Raw genomic sequence first — 17297 nt, 5'->3', positions numbered from 1 at the left:
TGACGTCGCGTGTTCGCGCTCGTCGAACATCGACCCCCGGCTGCAGGGGTTCGCTATGCTGGGAAGTGCTCGCCAGCCACTGTGCACGCGTGCGCCCCCCTTCACCCAGTTCGAAGAGCGGTGTCGTGTGCTCGGACGCCGAAGACGACGTGGGCCGCGAACGCACAGAAGAAGGCTCGACCGCTCGTCGGCCTCCTGTTCCGATGAGAAGGGTCAGTATTCAGTGGCAGATCTGCAGTGGGAAAGCATTGACAGCAAAGCAGTCGACACGGCGCGCATCCTCGCCGCCGACGCGGTGGAGAAGGTCGGCAACGGCCACCCGGGAACGGCGATGAGTCTCGCCCCCGCCGCCTACCTGCTGTTCCAGAAGGTCATGCGACGCGATCCGAAGGACCAGGACTGGCTCGGACGCGACCGCTTCGTCCTGTCGGTGGGGCACAGCTCGCTGACCCAGTACGTCCAGCTCTACCTGGGCGGCTACGGTCTGGAACTCTCCGACCTCGAGGCGCTCCGCACCTGGGGCTCGCTCACGCCTGGTCACCCGGAGTACGGCCACACCGACGGCGTCGAGATCACCACCGGTCCGCTCGGCCAGGGGCTCGCCTCCGCCGTGGGCTTCGCGTACGCGTCCCGCTTCGAGCGTGGCCTGTTCGACCCCGAGGCCGAGGCCGGCACGAGCCCGTTCGACCACTTCGTCTACGTCATCGCCGGCGACGGCGACCTGCAGGAAGGCGTCACGAGCGAGGCCTCCTCGCTCGCCGGTCACCAGCAGCTCGGCAACCTCATCGCGATCTACGACTCCAACCAGATCTCGATCGAGGACGACACCAACATCGCCTTCACCGAGGACGTCAAGGCCCGCTACGAGGCCTACCACTGGCACGTCCAGGTCGTCGACTGGAAGAAGACCGGCGAGTACGTCGAGGACGTCCACGCGCTGAACGACGCGATCGAGGCGGCGAAGGCCGAGACCGACAAGCCGTCGCTCATCATCCTGAAGACCATCATCGGATGGCCGGCTCCCAAGAAGCAGAACTCCGGCAAGATCCACGGTTCGGCGCTGGGCGCCGAGGAGCTCGCGGCCGTCAAGGAGGTGCTCGGCTTCGACCCCGAGCAGAACTTCTTCGTCGCCGACGAGGTCATCGAGCACACCCGCAAGGCGATCGACCGCGGTGCCGAGGCACGTGCCGAGTGGCAGCAGACGTTCGACGCCTGGGCCGCGGCCAACCCGGAGCGCGCTGCGCTGCTCGAGCGTCTCGAGGCCGGCGAACTCCCCGAGGGTGTCGAGTCGGCGCTGCCCGTGTTCGAGGCCGGCAAGGACGTCTCGACCCGCGCCGCATCCGGCAAGGTACTCAACGCCCTCGGCCCGGTCATCCCCGAGCTGTGGGGCGGCTCCGCCGACCTCGCCGAGTCGAACAACACGACGATCGAGGGCGGTGCGTCGTTCATCCCGAGCGAGCACTCCACCCACGAGTGGACCGGGAACCCCTACGGTCGCGTCCTGCACTTCGGCATCCGCGAGCACGCCATGGCCGCGATCCTCAACGGCATCGTCCTGCACGGCCCGACCCGCGCGTTCGGTGGCACCTTCCTCATCTTCAGCGACTACATGCGTCCGGCCGTCCGTCTCGCCGCACTCATGAACGTGCCGTCCATCTTCGTATGGACCCACGACTCCGTCGCCCTCGGTGAGGACGGCCCCACCCACCAGCCGATCGAGCAGCTCGCCTCGCTCCGTGCCATCCCGAACCTCGCCGTCGTGCGACCGGGTGACGCGAACGAGGTGGCCTACGCCTGGCTGGAGATCCTCAAGCGTCGCGGCGGCCCGACCGGCATCGCCCTGACCCGTCAGAACATCCCGGTGTTCGAGCGCGGCACGGGCGACGCCACCGGCGAGACCTTCGCTGCAGCGTCGAACGTCGCCAAGGGTGCGTACATCCTCGCCGAGGCGCCCGGCGGCACGCCGGACGTCATCCTCATCGCGACGGGCTCCGAGCTCCAGCTCGCCGTCGAGGCCCGCGAGGTCCTGCGCGGCGAGGGCGTCAACGCCCGCGTCGTCTCGGTGCCCGCACTGGAGTGGTTCGAGGAGCAGTCCGCCGAGTACCGCGAGTCCGTCCTCCCGAAGGCCGTCACCGCACGCGTCTCCGTCGAAGCGGGTCTCGGGCTGACCTGGAAGAGCATCGTCGGCGACGCCGGCCGGACCGTGTCGATCGAGCACTTCGGTGCGTCCGCCGACTACAAGACGCTGTTCCGCGAGTTCGGCATCACCACGGAGGCAGTCGTCTCCGCAGCACACGAGACGCTCGGCAAGTAGCCCGGGCGAAGGAGACAGAAGAACATGACTGAAACCCCAACCGCCCAGCTGTCCGCCGCCGGCGTCAGCATCTGGCTCGACGACCTCTCCCGCGGACGCATCCAGTCCGGTGGGCTGGAGCAGCTCATCGCCGACCGCAACGTCGTCGGTGTCACGACGAACCCGACGATCTTCGCGTCCGCGCTCAGCAACGGCGACGTCTACGCCGAGCAGGTCGCCCAGCTCGCCGCCGACGGCAAGGACGTCACCGAGGCGGTCTTCGAGATCACCACCGACGACGTGGCTGCTGCATCGAAGATCTTCCGTGGCGTCTACGACTCCTCGAACGGGTACGACGGCCGCGTGTCGATCGAGGTCGAGCCGGGCTTCGCGCACGACGCCGCCGCGACGATCGAGCAGGCCAAGCAGCTCTGGGCCAAGGTCAACCAACCCAACGCGATGATCAAGATCCCCGCGACGGTCGAGGGCCTCGAGGCCATCACCGCCGTCATCGGCGCCGGCATCAGCGTCAACGTCACGTTGATCTTCAGCCTCACCCGCTACCGCGAGGTCATCAACGCGTTCCTCACCGGTCTCGAGCAGGCGAAGGCCGCGGGCCACGACCTCTCGACGATCCACTCGGTCGCCTCGTTCTTCGTGTCGCGGGTCGACACCGAGATCGACAAGCGTCTCGACGCGATCGGCAGCCCCGAGGCGACCGCACTGAAGAGCAAGGCCGGCGTCGCGAACGCCCAGCTCGCCTACCAGGTCTTCGAGCAGGAGTTCGCGAGCGAGCGTGCCACCGCGCTCCTCGAGGCCGGCGCCAACAAGCAGCGTCCGCTCTGGGCGTCGACGGGTGTCAAGTCCGCCGACCTCCCCGACACGCTCTACGTGACCGAGCTCGTCGCCGACGGCGTGGTCAACACCATGCCGGAGAAGACCCTCGAGGCGACCTTCGACCACGGCGTCATCACCGGCGACACCGTCACCGGCTCCTACACGGCTGCGAACGAGGTCCTCGACGCCATCGCCGCTCTCGGCGTGTCCTACGACGAGGTGACGGCGCTGCTCGAGCGTGAGGGCGTCGAGAAGTTCATCGTGTCCTGGGACGAGCTGCTCGAGACCGTGAAGACGGCTCTGGAGGCCTCCAAGTGAGCTTCAAGATCCGCGTGAGCGGCGCGGCGGAAGCCGCTGTCGCATCGGTGGTCCCCACGCTCGTCAGCGACCTCGTCGCGTCGCGCATCACGGACCAGGACCCCACGCTGTGGGGTCCTGCGGCCGAGGCCGAGGCGTCCAAGCGCCTCGGCTGGGTCCAGGCGGTCTCCATCTCCCGCCCGCTGGTCGAGCCGATCCTCGCGCTCCGTGAGCAGTTCAACGACGAGGGCATCGACCACATCGTGCTCGCGGGCATGGGCGGTTCCTCGCTCGCACCCGAGGTCATCACGAACACGCTGGGCGGCAACCTCACCGTCCTCGACTCGACCGCTCCCGGTCAGGTCCTCGCGGCCCTGGCGGACCGCCTCGAGACCTCGGTGCTCGTCGTCTCCTCGAAGTCCGGCTCCACGGTCGAGACCGACAGCCAGCGCCGTGCCTACGAGGCCGCGTTCACGGCTGCGGGGATCGACCCCGCCGGCCGCATCGTCATCGTCACCGACCCGGGCTCCCCGCTCGAGGCGGCGGCGAACGAGGCCGGCTACCGGGTCTTCAACGCCGACCCCAACGTCGGCGGTCGCTACAGTGCGCTCACCGCCTTCGGTCTCGTGCCGTCCGGTCTGGCCGGTGTCGACATCGGCGCGCTGCTCGACGAGGCCGACGCGGTACTCGGTGAACTCGCGATCGACGACGCTTCGAACCCGGGTCTCATCCTGGGCGCGGCGATCGGCGGCACCGTTCCGCTGCGCGACAAGGTCGGTCTCATCACCGACGGGACGCACATCGTCGGATTCCCGGACTGGGCCGAACAGCTCATCGCCGAATCGACCGGCAAGTCCGGTCGCGGTCTGCTGCCCGTCGTGCTCAACCCGCTCGCTCCCGAGCTCGAGTCGAAGCCGGCCGACCTCCAGATCGTCCGCATCGTCGACGACGCCCACGAGTTCCATCTGCTGCGCCACGACCGCCACGAGGGCGAGATCCTCGTCAGCGGCAGCCTCGGCGCGATGATGCTGGTGTGGGAGTACGCGACCGTCGTCGCCGGGCGCCTCATCGGCATCGACCCGTTCGACCAGCCGGACGTCGAGTCCGCGAAGGTCGCCACCCGTGGGCTGCTCGACAACCGTCCGGAGCCCGAGGCACCCGCCTTCGTCGCCGACGGTGTCGAGGTCCGAGGCTCGGCCGGTCTGCTCGACGGCGTGACCACCCTGTCCGGCGCCGTCGAGGCACTGCTCGCGCAGCTGCCCTCCGATGGCTACGTCGCGATCCAGGGCTACGTCGACCGTCTCGCCTCCCCGCAGCTCGAGAGCATCCGCGACCTCGTCGCGGCGAAGGCGGCACGACCCACGACCTTCGGGTGGGGTCCCCGCTTCCTGCACTCGACGGGTCAGTACCACAAGGGCGGCCCCGCGAACGGCGTGTTCCTGCAGATCACCGAGACGGCCCCCGTCGACCTGGAGATCCCCGAGCGCCCGTTCACCTTCGGCCAGCTCATCGAGGCCCAGGCGGGCGGCGACGCCCGCGTCCTCGCCGAGCACGGTCGTCCGGTCCTCACGCTGACCCTCACGTCGCCGGACCAGAACATCGTCACCCTCTTCGACGCCGTCAACGACTAGCGCGTCACTGCACAAGGAGCTTCATGTCCCCGGTGGAAATCACCCCGGAGTCCAACCCGCTGCGGGTGGACACCGACCGACGCCTCAATCGGATCGCCGGTCCGAGCGGCCTCATCATCTTCGGCGTGACAGGCGACCTGTCCCGCAAGAAGCTGATGCCGGCCGTGTACGACCTGGCGAACCGGGGCCTCCTGCCCCCTGGCTTCTCACTCGTCGGGTTCGCCCGACGGGACTGGGAGGACCAGGACTTCATGGAGGTCGTCCACGAATCCGTCAAGCAGTACGCCCGGACCGAGTTCCGCGAGGACGTCTGGAACCAGCTCGCCCAGGGCATCCGGTTCGTCCCCGGTGAATTCGGTGACGACGCGGCGTTCGAGAAGCTGAAAGAGACCATCGAGGAGCTCGATGCGGATCGCGGGACGATGGGCAACCACGCGTTCTACCTCTCGATCCCGCCGAAGGCCTTCCCGCAGGTCACCGAGCAGCTCCGTCGCTCGGGACTCGCGGAGCCCGCTGACGGTCAGTGGCGCCGGGTGGTCATCGAGAAGCCGTTCGGCAGCGACCTCAAGACGGCTCGCGAGCTGAACGACATCGTGCAGTCGGTCTTCCCGTCGGACTCGATCTTCCGGATCGACCACTATCTCGGCAAGGAGACCGTCCAGAACATCCTGGCGCTCCGGTTCGCGAACCAGCTGTACGAGCCCATCTGGAACGCCAATTACGTCGACCACGTGCAGATCACCATGGCCGAGGACATCGGCGTCGGCGGTCGTGCCGGGTACTACGACGGCATCGGAGCGGCGCGCGACGTCATCCAGAACCACCTGCTGCAGCTCCTCGCCCTCACGGCGATGGAGGAGCCGATCTCCTTCAACGCGGCAGACCTGCGCGCTGAGAAGGAGAAGGTCCTCGCGGCCGTCCGCCTCCCCGACGACCTCGGGGCCGCGACGGCCCGTGGGCAGTACGCCGGTGGTTGGCAGGGTGGCGAGCACGTGCTGGGCTTCCTCGACGAGGACGGGATGAACCCGGAGTCGACGACCGAGACCTACGCGGCCATGCGGCTCGACATCAACACGCGTCGGTGGGCCGGCGTGCCGTTCTACCTGCGTGCCGGGAAGCGCCTCGGACGCCGCGTCACCGAGATCGCGGTCGTCTTCAAGCGTGCTCCGCAGTACCTGTTCGCGGAGAGCCAGACCTCGGCGCTCGGCCAGAACGCCTTGGTCATCCGGGTCCAGCCCGACGAGGGTGTCACCATCCGCTTCGGTTCGAAGGTCCCGGGTGCCGGCACCCAGGTCCGCGACGTCACCATGGACTTCGGCTACGGCCACGCCTTCACCGAGGCGAGTCCCGAGGCGTACGAACGTCTCATCCTCGACGTCCTGCTGGGCGACCCGCCCCTCTTCCCCCGTCACGAGGAGGTCGAGCTCTCCTGGAAGATCCTCGACCCGATCGAGGAGTACTGGGCCGCTCAGGACACGCCCCTCGAGCAGTACGCTCCCGGCACCTGGGGCCCCTCCTCGGCCGACGACCTCATGAACCGCGACGGACGCACCTGGAGACGACCATGATCGTAGACCTGCCAGACACGACCACGAGCAAGCTCTCGAAGGCGCTCGTGACCATCCGCGAGGACGGCGGCGCCGTCGCCCTGGGTCGCGTGCTCACCCTGGTGATCTCGACTCGGCTCGGAGCCGAGGAGGAGGCCATCGAGGCCGCCAACGAGGCCTCCCGCGAGCACCCCATGCGGGTCATCGTCCTCTCCACGGAGCACGACGACCAGCAGTCCTCCATCGGCGACCGGCTCGATGCCCAGATCCGCGTCGGCGGCGACGCCGGAGCGAGCGAGGTGGTCATCCTCCGCGCCTACGGTGCGGTGGCCGAGAACGAGGAGAGCCTCGTGACCGGTCTGCTCCTGCCCGACGCACCCGTCGTCGCCTGGTGGCCCGGTGAGGCACCCGAACGCGTCTCGACGTCACCGATCGGCCGCATCGCCCAGCGTCGCATCACCGACGCGTCCGCGGCGGCGGACACCCACGCCGCCCTCCGCGGTCGCGCGGCGAACTACGCCCCCGGAGACACGGACTTCGCGTGGACCAGGCTCACACTCTGGCGTGCCCAGCTCGCTGCGGTGCTCGACCAGCCGCCGTACGAGCCCGTCACGGCGATCGAGGTGTCCGGAGCATCGGACTCCCCGTCGACCGAGCTGCTCGCCGCCTGGCTCCAGCTGCAGTTGCAGGTCGACGTGACCCACGAGCTCAGCATGGCCCACGGGTCGAGCGGCATCCACGGTGTCCGCCTCACGCGGGCGTCCGGCAACGTCGTCCTCGAGCGACCCGTTCCCGACATCGCCACGCTGATCCAGCCCGGACAGCCGACGCACGACCTCTCGCTCCCCCGTCGCAGTCTGCGCGACTGCCTCGCCGAGGAGCTCCGCACGCTCGACCCGGACGTCTTGTACGGACAGGTGATCACCGTGGGCCTCCCCGGCCTCGGCGAGCCGGTCACGCTCCGCGCTCGGACCAGCTGATGCCGACCGAGCGACGCGTCCTCGTCTATCAGGACCGCGACCAGCTGACGACCTCGGTCGCCAAGCGGTTCCTGTCCCGAACCCGTGAACTGCTCGAGTCGCAGGAGACGGTCCACGTCGTCCTGACCGGCGGGTCGGTCGGCACGGGCACGCTCGCCGCCGTGGCCGCGTCGAAGGACCGCGACCGGGTGGACTGGTCCCGGGTGCACCTTTGGTGGGGGGACGAGCGCTGGGTCGCTCGGGACGACGCCGATCGGAACGAGTTGCAGGCACGCGAGGCATTGCTGGAGACCCTGCTCGCGCTTCCGGAGCGTGGCCTCGTCGCCGAACACGTGCACGGATACCCGGCGCCGGAGGACGGCATCGATCTCGACGCCGCCGCGGTGCGGTACGCGGACGAGCTCCGTCGGTTCGCGCGACCCGGCGAGGACCACCCCCGGTTCGACATCACGTTCCTGGGTGTCGGCCCCGACGGTCACGTCGCGTCGCTCTTCCCGGAGCGGGCCGAGGTCTCGGTCACCGACACCTCCGTCGTGCCGGTGCGGAACTCCCCCAAGCCGCCGTCGGAACGACTCAGCCTGACCCGGCCGGCCATCAACTCCTCCGTGCGGGTCTGGCTCGTCCTCGCCGGCACCGACAAGGCGTCGGCACTCGGCCTCGCCCTCGCGGGTGCCAGCTACAACGAGGTCCCCGCCGCCGGGGCCAAGGGACGCAAACGGACGGTGTTCTTCGTCGACCAGGATGCTGCCGCCGAGGTCCCAGATTCGTTGATCCTCCCGGAGTACTAGCGGAGGCCGGCCGCCGAGCCGGTGCCAGCATGCAGAAAGGCCGTTCCCCGAGGGGAACGGCCTTTCCGCATATGTGGTGCTGTCCGGCTACTTCGCTGCCGTACCGCGGCGTGCACGGAGCTGCTGGAGTGCTTCTTCGAGCAGCTGCTCGGCTTCTTCCTCCGTGCGCCGTTCCTTCACGTAGGCGAGGTGGGTCTTGTACGGCTCGAGCTTCGCGACCTCCGGCGGGTTCGCCTTGTCGCGACCGGCCGGCAGACCGGACGTCGGGCAGTCGATCGTCTCGGGGATCTCCTCGTCGGGGACGTTCGCCGCGAAGTGGCGGACCGTCTCGTTGCCGAGGGCGTCCCAGTAGGAGATGGCGATGCGGTCCGCGTGGTAGCCGTGGTCCTGCTCGCCCATGGGACCGGCGCCGACGCGTGATCCCCTGATAGCGCTTCCGCCTGATGCCATGGTGTTTCCTCTTTCTCGTACTGTCGAGAGTGGTTCGGGTGTGGTGCGTCGAGTTGCGTCCCCGGGATCGGGGCTTCGCGGCCGGTCTAGGCGGCGGCGAACTTCGTCAGGAGCCCGATCACGACGATGCAGGCGCCCCAGGTCAGGCCGAGGATGACGGTGAAGCGGTTGAGGTTGCGCTCGGCGACCCCTGACGAACCGAGGTTGCTGGAGGAGCCGCCGCCGAACATGTCGGACAGACCGCCGCCGCGGCCCTTGTGCAGCAGGATCAGGAAGGTGAGCAGGAGGCTGGTGATGCCGAGCAGCACCTGCAGGATGACCTGGAGAATCTCCACGTGAGACCTTTCGCATTCGCGTTCAGAGGGGCTGAACCGCCGTCCAGTATACCTCGACGGTTCAGCGGACACGGCTCGGCCCGCGGCTGGTGCCGCGGGCCGAGCCGTGTCGGTACTGCTGGTGCAGCAGGTCGGTCAGAGTCCGACGTGCTGCGAGAAGCGGGCGATCCCGGCGAACTCGTCGGCGAGCAGGCTCGCACCGCCGACGAGGGCACCGTCGACGTCGGGTTCGCGCATGAAGCCGGCGATGTTCGAGGCCTTCACCGAACCGCCGTAGAGGATCCGCGTGCGCTGCGCCGCCTCATCGCCGAGGACCTCGGCGAGCGTGCTGCGGAGAGCGGCTGCGACCTGCTGCGCCTGGTCGGGCGTCGCCGCCTGACCGGACCCGATGGCCCACACCGGCTCGTAGGCGACGACGATTTCCGCGTCCGGTGCGAGTCCGTCGATGGCAGCCTTGAGCTGCGCCACGGGGACGGCCGACGGGCCGTGTTCCTCGAGGTCTTCGGCGGTCTCACCGATGCAGATGACGGGGACGAGGCCGTGTCGCACGGCTGCGGCCGTCTTCGCCTGGACGACCTCGTCGGTCTCGTTGTGCAGGGTGCGGCGCTCGGAGTGTCCGACGAGCACGTAGCGGCAGTCGAGCTTCGCGAGGAACGCTCCGGAGATCTCACCGGTGTAGGCGCCGGCGTCGTGCTGCGACAGGTCCTGGGCGCCGTAGGCCAGCTTGAGCTTGTCGGCGGCGACGATCGTCTGGACCGAGCGGAGGTCCGTGAACGGCGGGAAGATGGCCACCTCGGCGTCGGCGTAATCGTGCTTGCCGTCCTTGAGTGTCCAATCGAGCTTCTGGACGAGCGCGATCGCCTGGAGGTGGTCCAGGTTGAGCTTCCAGTTGCCGGCGATCAGGGGCACACGCGTGCGCCCGGGGGTTACTGCTGCCATCCGAGGACCTCCAGTCCAGGCAGACGCTTGCCCTCGAGGAACTCGAGGCTGGCGCCGCCACCAGTTGAGATGTGACCGAACTGGTCATCATCGAAGCCGAGCGCACGAACCGCTGCGGCCGAGTCACCGCCACCGACGACGCTCAGGCCGTCCGTGCGGGTGAGTGCTTCAGCGACCGCGCGCGTGCCGGCGGCGAAGGGCGCGAGTTCGAACACGCCCATCGGGCCGTTCCAGAACACCGTCTTGGACGCGGCGACGATCTCGGCGAACGCTGCGGCCGTGTCCGGTCCGATGTCGAGTCCGAGTCCTGCGGCACCGAACGGGGTGTCCTCGATGGCGTCGGCCGGGCGCACGACGTGCTCGGCGTCGGCGCCGAACGCCGAGGCGACGACGACGTCGGTCGGCAGGACGATCGTCACGCCGAGCTCGTCGGCCTTCGCGAGGTACCCGCGGACGGTCTCGATCTGGTCCGCTTCGAGCAGGCTCGAACCGACGGCGTGCCCCTGGGCGGCGAGGAAGGTGAACAGCATGCCACCGCCGATGAGCAGCGAGTCGACGCGCGGCAGCAGATGGCCGATGACGCCCAGTTTGTCGGACACCTTCGAACCACCGAGGACGACCGTGTAGGGGCGCTCCGGGGTCTCGGTGAGACGGTCGAGGACCTCGAGCTCAGCGGCGATGAGCAGTCCGGCAGCGCTCGGGAGCAGCTTGGCGAGCTCGTACACGCTCGCCTGCTTCCGGTGGACGACACCGAAGCCGTCGGAGACGACGACGTCGCCGAACGCGGCGAGCTTGGCGGCGAACGCCTCGCGTTCGCCGGCGTCCTTGCTGGTCTCGGCGGAGTTGAAGCGCAGGTTCTCGAGCAGCACGACGTCGCCGTCGGTCTGTGCGGCGACGGCGTCGGTCGCGGCACTGCCGACGGTGTCGGCGGCGAAGGTCACCGGCTTGCCGAGGAGTTCGGACAACCGCTGCGCGACGGGCGCAAGGCTGTACTTCGCGTCAGGTGTACCGTCGGGCCGGCCGAGGTGCGAGACGATGACGACACGCGCACCCTGGTTGATGAGCGCGTTCAGGGTGGGGAGTGCCGCGCGGATGCGGCCGTCGTCGGTGATGACGCCGTCCTTCAGCGGGACGTTGAGGTCGAGGCGGACGACGGCTCTGCGACCGCTGAGGTCGCCCAGCGAGTCGAGGGTGCGGAGGGTCATGAGGAGGGTCTTTCTCTGCGCTGAGCCATGACCACCGACGAAGCCGAACGGGCGCCCTGAAGATGATTCAGGACGCCCGTTCGGACCATGCGGTGTCTGGCTGCTCGGGTGAGGAGTGCGGCAGACAGCCGGTTGGTTAGAGGCGGTCCGCGACGTACTCGGTGAGGTCGACGAGGCGGTTCGAGTAGCCCCACTCGTTGTCGTACCACGAGGCGACCTTGACCTGCGAGCCGATGACCTTGGTGAGGCCGGCGTCGAAGATCGAGGAGTGCGGGTCGGTCACGATGTCGCTCGAGACGATCGGGTCCTCGGTGTACTTCAGGATGCCCTTGAGGGGGCCCTCGGCGGCGGCCTTGTACGCGGCGTTGATCTCCTCGACCGTTGCCGGGTTGGTCAGCTCGACCGTGAGGTCGGTGATCGAACCGGTCGGGACCGGGACGCGCAGGGCGTAGCCGTCGAGCTTGCCGACGAGCTCCGGGATGACCAGGCCGAGTGCCTTGGCTGCACCGGTGGAGGTCGGGATGATGTTGACGGCGGCGGCGCGTGCGCGACGGAGGTCGCTGTGCGGGCCGTCCTGCAGGTTCTGGTCGGCGGTGTAGGCGTGGACCGTGGTCATGAGGCCACGCTCGATGCCGAAGTTGTCGAGCAGGACCTTGGCGAGCGGCGCGAGGCAGTTCGTCGTGCAGGACGCGTTCGAGATGATGTCGTGCGTCGCGGCGTCGTAGGTGCCCTCGTTGACGCCGAGGACGATCGTGGCGACGTCGCTGCCCGTGGCGGGAGCCGACACGAGGACCTTCTTGGCGCCGGCGGTGATGTGCTTGCGGGCGTCGTCGGACTTCGTGAAGCGACCGGTCGACTCGATGACGATGTCGACGCCGAGCTCGCCCCAGGGGAGGTCGGCGGGGTCGCGCTCCGCGAGCACGATGATGGGCTTGCCGTTGACGATGATCTTGTCGCCGTCGAGCTCGACCGTGGCGTCCAGACGACCCGTGATGGAGTCGTACTTCAGGAGGTGGGCGAGCGCCTTGTTGTCGGTGAGGTCGTTGACAGCGACGATCTCGAGGTCGCTGCCCTTGGCGAGGGCGGCGCGGAAGAAGTTGCGGCCGATGCGGCCGAAGCCGTTGATGCCGATCTTGACGGACACAGATGACTCCTGATACTGAGGCGCCAGACGGCGCGATTGTACGGTCTGCTCGGAGTGAGCGCCCTCCCCGAGTGAGGAGGAAGGTGGTCCGTCCCGGCCCGTGGGACCGGGACGGACCGGTCAACTACGACAGTACCAGCAGGCCGTTGGTCTGCTTGCGCGCGACCTCGAAGCGTGCCTGGACGTCGGCCCAGTTGACGATGTTCCAGAACGCCTTGACGTAGTCGGCGCGGACGTTCTTGTAGTCGAGGTAGTAGGCGTGCTCCCAGACGTCGAGCAGCAGCAGCGGGACGGTACCGGCCGGGAAGTTGCCCTGCTGGTCGAAGAACTGCTGGATGTTGATGCGCTGACCGAGGGTGTCCCAGGTGAGCGCGGCCCATCCGGAACCCTGCACGCCGAGCGCCGCGGCGGTGAAGTGCGCCTGGAACTTGTCGAAGCTGCCGAAGTACTCGTCGACGGCCGACTCGAGCTCGCCGGTCGGCTTGTCGCCGCCGTCCGGGGAGAGGTTGTTCCACCAGATGGTGTGGTTGACGTGACCGCCGAGGTTGAACGCGAGGTCCTTCTCGAGCTTGTTGACGTTCGTGAAGTCGTTGGCGTCGCGGGCCTCAGCGAGCTTCTCGAGGGCCGTGTTCGCGCCGGCCACGTAGGTGGCGTGGTGCTTGTCGTGGTGGAGCTCGGTGATGGTCGCACTGATGTGCGGCTCGAGCGCACTGTAGTCGTACGGCAATTCGGGCAGTGAGTAAACAGCCATTCTTCGTGATCTCCTCGTGTTGTCCCGTGCGCTGTCTGCACACGGCTCTGAGCGTCATCACCCAGTCTAGTGAGCGGCAACCGTCGGGAGTCGGGGCTTGTTCCCAGCATGACGAACCGCGACGATGGCGGGTCGGCGAGGATTCGCGAGCTGGTTCAGTCCTCGTAATCCGCCGGAAGGTTGGCGTCGGTGCCCGGGATGCCGAGATCGCTCGCGTGCTTGTCCGCCATGGCGAGCAGGCGCCGGATGCGGCCGGCGATGGCGTCCTTCGTCATCGGAGGGTCGGCGAAGTGGCCCAGTTCGTCGAGGCTGGCCTCACGGTGGTCGAGGCGCAGGGCACCGGCGTACTGCAGGTGGTCGGGGACCTCGTCGCCCAGGATCTCGAGGGCGCGCTCGACGCGCGCGCAGGCCGCCACGGCCGCCTGGGCGGAGCGGCGAAGGTTGGCGTCGTCGAAGTTGACGAGGCGGTTCGCGGTCGCCCGGACCTCCTTACGCTGCCGCATCTCCTCCCAGGAGGTGACCGTGCCGGTGGCACCCATGAGCGACAGCATGCCGCTGATCGCGTCGCCCTCGCGGATGACGACCCGGTGGATGCCGCGGACCTCCCGCGCCTTCGCGGAGACACCGATGCGGCCGGCGGCACCGACGAGCGCCATCGCGGACTCGTTGCCGGGGCACACGACGTCGAGCGACGCAGATCGGCCGGGGTCGGTGAGGGACCCGGTGGCGAGGAACGCCCCCCGCCAGACGGCGGCGAGTTCATCGCGCGACCCGGTGGTCAGCCGGTTCGGCAGCCCGCGGACCGCACGCCGTCGTGCGTCGAGGAGTCCGGTCTGTCGGGCGAGGGTCTCGCCTCCCTCGATGACGCGCACCACGAACAGGCTCGGTTTGCCCGAGCTGCCGGGGTTCTGCACCAGGATCTCGCTGCGGATCCCGTAGAGCTCGCCGATGTCGCGACGCACCCGCTGGGCGAGGGTCGGACTGTCGAGTTCGGCTTCGATCGCCACGCGTCCGGAGATCGTGTGGAGTCCGCCGGAGAAGCGGAGCAGGGACGCGAGCTCGGCCGCTCGGACCGAGTTGCGGGTCTCGCGGACGAGCGCCAGTTCGTTCTTGACGTCGGCGGTGAGGGCCACGGTGGTTCCTATCTGTCGTGATCGCGCCGTCGGAGTGCGGCGTCGATCCTGCATGTTCGCGATCCGGAGGCGTGGTGCCTCGGACCGTTCGGGCTCCGCCGCGGCTGCGTCGGGCCCGTGGGCGTCATTCGCGCCCGAGGTCTCGGTGCCGGACGTGCACGGCGACGCCGGACTGGTTCCGCAGTCGGTCGGCGAGCTCGAGGGCGACCGCGACCGAGCGGTGCTTGCCCCCCGTGCAGCCGACGGCGATGGTGACGTGACGCTTGTTCTCACGCTGGTACCCCGCGAGGACGGGCTCGAGGGCGTGGGCATAGCTCTCGAGGAACTCGGCGGCTCCGGTCTGCGAGAGCACGTACTCGCTGACCTCGGGGTCCTGACCGCTCAACGCACGCAGCTCCGGAACCCAGAACGGGTTCGGGAGGAACCGCATGTCGGCGACGAGGTCCGCATCAGGCGGCAGGCCGTACTTGAACCCGAAGCTCAGCACGGTGACCTGGACACCCGGTGTCTCCGCGCCGGCGAAGAGCTCACGCGTGGTCGTGGCGAGCTGGTGGATGTTGAGGTCGCTCGTGTCGATGATGACGTCACTCGACTCACGGATCTCGCTCAGTCGGTGACGCTCCGCCACGATGCCGTCGAGGATCGTGCCCTCGCCCTGCAGCGGGTGCGGCCTGCGGACGGCTTCGAACCGGCGGACGAGCGCCGCGTCGGTCGCCTCCAGGAAGATCATGCGGAGGTGCGTCCCGCCCCGGAGCGCCGGCACGATCTCCTGCAACTCGCTGAAGAAGTCGCGGCCCCGGACGTCGACCACCGCGGCGATCCGCGGCAGACGTGATCCGGCGCGCTCGGCGAGGTCGACGAGGGGACGGAGCATCTGCGGGGGCAGGTTGTCGACGACGTACCAGCCGAGATCCTCGAGCGCGTTCGCGACGGTGGAGCGTCCGGCGCCGGACATCCCCGTGACGATGAGGACTTCCTGCTGGTGCTGCGGCTGGCCCGGGGTCATCGACACGCTTTCCTCGAAGGTCTGAAGTCCCAGCCTACCCATTCCGCGAGGCCTGCGAGGGCTGTGCGGAGCCGGAGGTCAACGCCTCGTGCACCGTGGCCGCCAGTTTGTCGCCGATGCCCTTGACCTCGGTGATCTCGGCCGGCGTCGCGGTCTTCAAGCGGGCGACGGATCCGAAGTGTTTGAGCAGCTCGCGGACCTTCGCCGGACCGAGCCCGGGGATCTCGCCGAGGACGGTCGAGATGTCGCGCTTCCGCTTCTGGCGCTGGAAGCTGATGGCGAACCGGTGCGCCTCGTCGCGGACCCGCTGGAGGAGGAACAGCGCTTCGCTCCCCCGCGGCAGGATCACCGGATACGGGTCCTCGGGCAACCAGATCTCCTCCAGTCGCTTCGCCAGTCCGCACAGGGTGATCCCGGTCAGGCCGGACTCCTCCAGCGCACGCGCGGCGGCGGCGACCTGCGGTTGCCCGCCGTCGACGATGAGGAGCTGCGGCGGATAGGTGAACTTCCGGCGCTTGCGTTCCCCCGTGGTCTCGTCGACCGTCTCGACGGGCTCGGACGACGTGAGGTGCGCGAGTCGCCGGGAGACGACCTGGTAGATCGAGTCGGTGTCGTCGGTGGACTCGGCGACGCCGAAGCGGCGGTACTCGTCTTTCCGGGACAGCCCGTCCTCGAAGACCACCATCGACGCGACGATGTTGGTACCGCTCAGGTGCGACACGTCGAAGCACTCGATCCGCAGCGGCGCCTCGGGCATCCCGAGCGCATCGCGGATGTCCTCGAGCGCCTGCGTCCTGGCCACGAAGTCGGAGCTGCGCCGGGTCTTGTAGAGCATGAGGGCCTGCTTGGCGTTGACGACCGCGGTCTCCATGAGCGTCGCCTTCTCGCCGCGCTGGGCGACGCGGAGGGCGACCTTCGAGCCGCGGCGTTCGGCCAGCCAGTCCTCGAGGCTCTCGGCGTCGTCCGGCAGTTCCGGAACGAGCACCTCTCTCGGGACCTCGGTCCCGCTTGCGGCGGCGTACACCCGTTGGACGACGCTGTCGACGAGCTCGGCGGTCGACATGTCGAGCTCCTTGTCGACGGTCCACGACCGCACACCGCGGATGCGGCCGCCACGGACGATGAACTGCTGCACCGACGCGGCGAGCTCGTCGTGGTCGATGCCGAACAGGTCGGCGTCCACGGCGTCGCGCAGGACGACCGCGCTCTTCGCGAGCACCTGGTCGAGCGCCTGGAGCTGATCCCGGTAGACGGCCGCGGACTCGTAGTCCTGGCGGGCCGCGGCGGCCTTCATGTCGGCGGTGATGCGCGTCGTGAACCGGCGGTCGTTGCCGACCATGAACGAGACGAAGTCGTCGACGATCGCGCGGTGTTCCTCGATGGTGACCTTGCCGGAGCACGGCCCTCCGCACCGCCCGATCTGCCCGGGGAAACAGGGCTTCCCCGAGGCCATGGCCCGCTTGTACGCCGAGTCGGAGCAGGTGCGGATCGGGAAGACCTTGATCATGAGGTCGACCGTGTCGTGGACGGCCCAGATCTTCGGGTACGGGCCGAAGTACTTGGCCCCCGGGATCCGGGTGTTCCGGGTGACCATGACGCGCGGCGCCTCGTCACCGAGGGTGACCGCGAGATATGGGTACGACTTGTCGTCGCGGAACTTCACGTTGAACGGCGGGTCGTACTCCTTGATCCACGTGTACTCGAGCTGCAGCGCCTCGACGTCGCTGCCGACCGTCGTCCAGGTGACCCCGGTCGCGGTCGTCACCATGCGGCGCGTGCGCTCGTGGAGGGTGTGCAGGGGCGCGAAGTAGTTGCTGAGCCTCGCCCGGAGGTTCATCGCCTTGCCGACGTAGAGCACCCGGCCCGAGTCGTCGCTGAAGCGGTACACGCCGGGCATGGTGGGGATCTCCCCCGCCTTCGGCCGGTACGCCAGACCACTTCCGCCGCGGACGGCCGCCACG

The 17297-nt window shown here is 68.8% G+C and carries 15 protein-coding genes; 6 read left to right on the top strand and 9 right to left on the bottom strand.

What is annotated here, in order from left to right; genetic code table 11:
• Positions 1-223: 223 nt before the first annotated feature.
• The 6 genes from tkt to pgl are packed head-to-tail and all read left to right on the top strand — an operon-like array spanning position 224 to position 8373.
• Positions 224-2314 carry a transketolase gene (gene tkt, locus BWO91_RS10450; RefSeq protein WP_064296932.1) on the top strand — a complete coding sequence of 697 codons (2091 nt, stop codon included), beginning with the start codon at positions 224-226 and terminating at the stop codon, positions 2312-2314.
• 24 nt (positions 2315-2338) lie between these two features.
• The gene (gene tal / locus BWO91_RS10445; RefSeq protein ID WP_071260200.1) at positions 2339-3448 is read left to right on the top strand and encodes a transaldolase; all 1110 of its coding nucleotides are present in this window, start codon (positions 2339-2341) and stop codon (positions 3446-3448) included.
• Complete coding sequence (locus BWO91_RS10440; protein WP_064296930.1) at positions 3445-5058, top strand: glucose-6-phosphate isomerase; 1614 nt, start codon at positions 3445-3447, stop codon at positions 5056-5058. Before tal ends, BWO91_RS10440 begins: the two co-directional genes overlap by 4 nt.
• Before the next feature lie 23 nt (positions 5059-5081).
• Positions 5082-6626 (top strand): glucose-6-phosphate dehydrogenase, encoded by a 1545-nt coding sequence (zwf, locus tag BWO91_RS10435; protein WP_064296929.1) that lies wholly within the window; start codon positions 5082-5084, stop codon positions 6624-6626.
• Positions 6623-7585 carry a glucose-6-phosphate dehydrogenase assembly protein OpcA gene (locus BWO91_RS10430; protein ID WP_064296928.1) on the top strand — a complete coding sequence of 321 codons (963 nt, stop codon included), beginning with the start codon at positions 6623-6625 and terminating at the stop codon, positions 7583-7585. Before zwf ends, BWO91_RS10430 begins: the two co-directional genes overlap by 4 nt.
• Entirely contained in the window at positions 7585-8373 is a 789-nt protein-coding gene (pgl, locus tag BWO91_RS10425) for a 6-phosphogluconolactonase (protein WP_079002527.1), read from the top strand. The genes BWO91_RS10430 and pgl overlap by 1 nt, the downstream gene beginning before the upstream one ends.
• Positions 8374-8460: 87 nt before the next feature.
• On the opposite strand, the gene BWO91_RS10420 is transcribed toward pgl, so the two are convergent.
• From BWO91_RS10420 to uvrC, 9 genes are all read right to left on the bottom strand, one after another.
• Positions 8461-8823, bottom strand: a complete 363-nt coding sequence (locus tag BWO91_RS10420) for an RNA polymerase-binding protein RbpA (protein WP_064296926.1) — start codon at positions 8821-8823, stop codon at positions 8461-8463.
• A gap of 86 nt (positions 8824-8909) precedes the next feature.
• A complete protein-coding gene (gene secG / locus BWO91_RS10415) occupies positions 8910-9158 on the bottom strand; it encodes a preprotein translocase subunit SecG (RefSeq protein ID WP_056005661.1) in 249 nt (82 codons plus the stop codon).
• 135 nt (positions 9159-9293) lie between these two features.
• On the bottom strand, positions 9294-10097 hold the full coding sequence (gene tpiA / locus BWO91_RS10410; RefSeq protein ID WP_079002526.1) for a triose-phosphate isomerase: 804 nt from the start codon (positions 10095-10097) through the stop codon (positions 9294-9296).
• Positions 10085-11302 (bottom strand): phosphoglycerate kinase, encoded by a 1218-nt coding sequence (locus BWO91_RS10405; protein ID WP_064296924.1) that lies wholly within the window; start codon positions 11300-11302, stop codon positions 10085-10087. The genes tpiA and BWO91_RS10405 overlap by 13 nt, the downstream gene beginning before the upstream one ends.
• Before the next feature lie 136 nt (positions 11303-11438).
• Complete coding sequence (gap, locus tag BWO91_RS10400) at positions 11439-12446, bottom strand: type I glyceraldehyde-3-phosphate dehydrogenase (RefSeq protein ID WP_064296923.1); 1008 nt, start codon at positions 12444-12446, stop codon at positions 11439-11441.
• A 124-nt stretch (positions 12447-12570) separates the two neighbouring features.
• Positions 12571-13197, bottom strand: a complete 627-nt coding sequence (locus BWO91_RS10395) for a superoxide dismutase (RefSeq protein WP_064296922.1) — start codon at positions 13195-13197, stop codon at positions 12571-12573.
• A 155-nt stretch (positions 13198-13352) separates the two neighbouring features.
• The gene (gene whiA, locus BWO91_RS10390; RefSeq protein ID WP_064296921.1) at positions 13353-14330 is read right to left on the bottom strand and encodes a DNA-binding protein WhiA; all 978 of its coding nucleotides are present in this window, start codon (positions 14328-14330) and stop codon (positions 13353-13355) included.
• A 124-nt stretch (positions 14331-14454) separates the two neighbouring features.
• Complete coding sequence (gene rapZ / locus BWO91_RS10385; RefSeq protein ID WP_064296920.1) at positions 14455-15336, bottom strand: RNase adapter RapZ; 882 nt, start codon at positions 15334-15336, stop codon at positions 14455-14457.
• A gap of 34 nt (positions 15337-15370) precedes the next feature.
• Positions 15371-17296: an excinuclease ABC subunit UvrC gene (gene uvrC / locus BWO91_RS10380; RefSeq protein WP_079002525.1), complete on the bottom strand. Its 1926-nt coding sequence runs from the start codon at positions 17294-17296 to the stop codon at positions 15371-15373.
• Position 17297 lies beyond the last annotated feature (1 nt).

The sequence above is a fragment of the Plantibacter flavus genome (assembly GCF_002024505.1).
GTDB classification, from domain to species: domain Bacteria; phylum Actinomycetota; class Actinomycetes; order Actinomycetales; family Microbacteriaceae; genus Plantibacter; species Plantibacter flavus_A.
The sequence above is the reverse complement of the archived record's forward strand: the minus strand, read 5'-3'. Positions and strand labels throughout refer to the sequence as shown.

Coding starts and splice junctions, on each gene's coding strand:
- tal (WP_071260200.1), top strand. CDS start 2,339: ATGACTGAAACCCCAACCGCCCAGCTGTCCGCCGCCGGCGTCAGCATC.
- zwf (WP_064296929.1), top strand. CDS start 5,082: ATGTCCCCGGTGGAAATCACCCCGGAGTCCAACCCGCTGCGGGTGGAC.
- BWO91_RS10430 (WP_064296928.1), top strand. CDS start 6,623: ATGATCGTAGACCTGCCAGACACGACCACGAGCAAGCTCTCGAAGGCG.
- pgl (WP_079002527.1), top strand. CDS start 7,585: ATGCCGACCGAGCGACGCGTCCTCGTCTATCAGGACCGCGACCAGCTG.
- BWO91_RS10420 (WP_064296926.1), bottom strand. CDS start 8,823: ATGGCATCAGGCGGAAGCGCTATCAGGGGATCACGCGTCGGCGCCGGT.
- tpiA (WP_079002526.1), bottom strand. CDS start 10,097: ATGGCAGCAGTAACCCCCGGGCGCACGCGTGTGCCCCTGATCGCCGGC.
- BWO91_RS10405 (WP_064296924.1), bottom strand. CDS start 11,302: ATGACCCTCCGCACCCTCGACTCGCTGGGCGACCTCAGCGGTCGCAGA.
- BWO91_RS10395 (WP_064296922.1), bottom strand. CDS start 13,197: ATGGCTGTTTACTCACTGCCCGAATTGCCGTACGACTACAGTGCGCTC.
- rapZ (WP_064296920.1), bottom strand. CDS start 15,336: ATGACCCCGGGCCAGCCGCAGCACCAGCAGGAAGTCCTCATCGTCACG.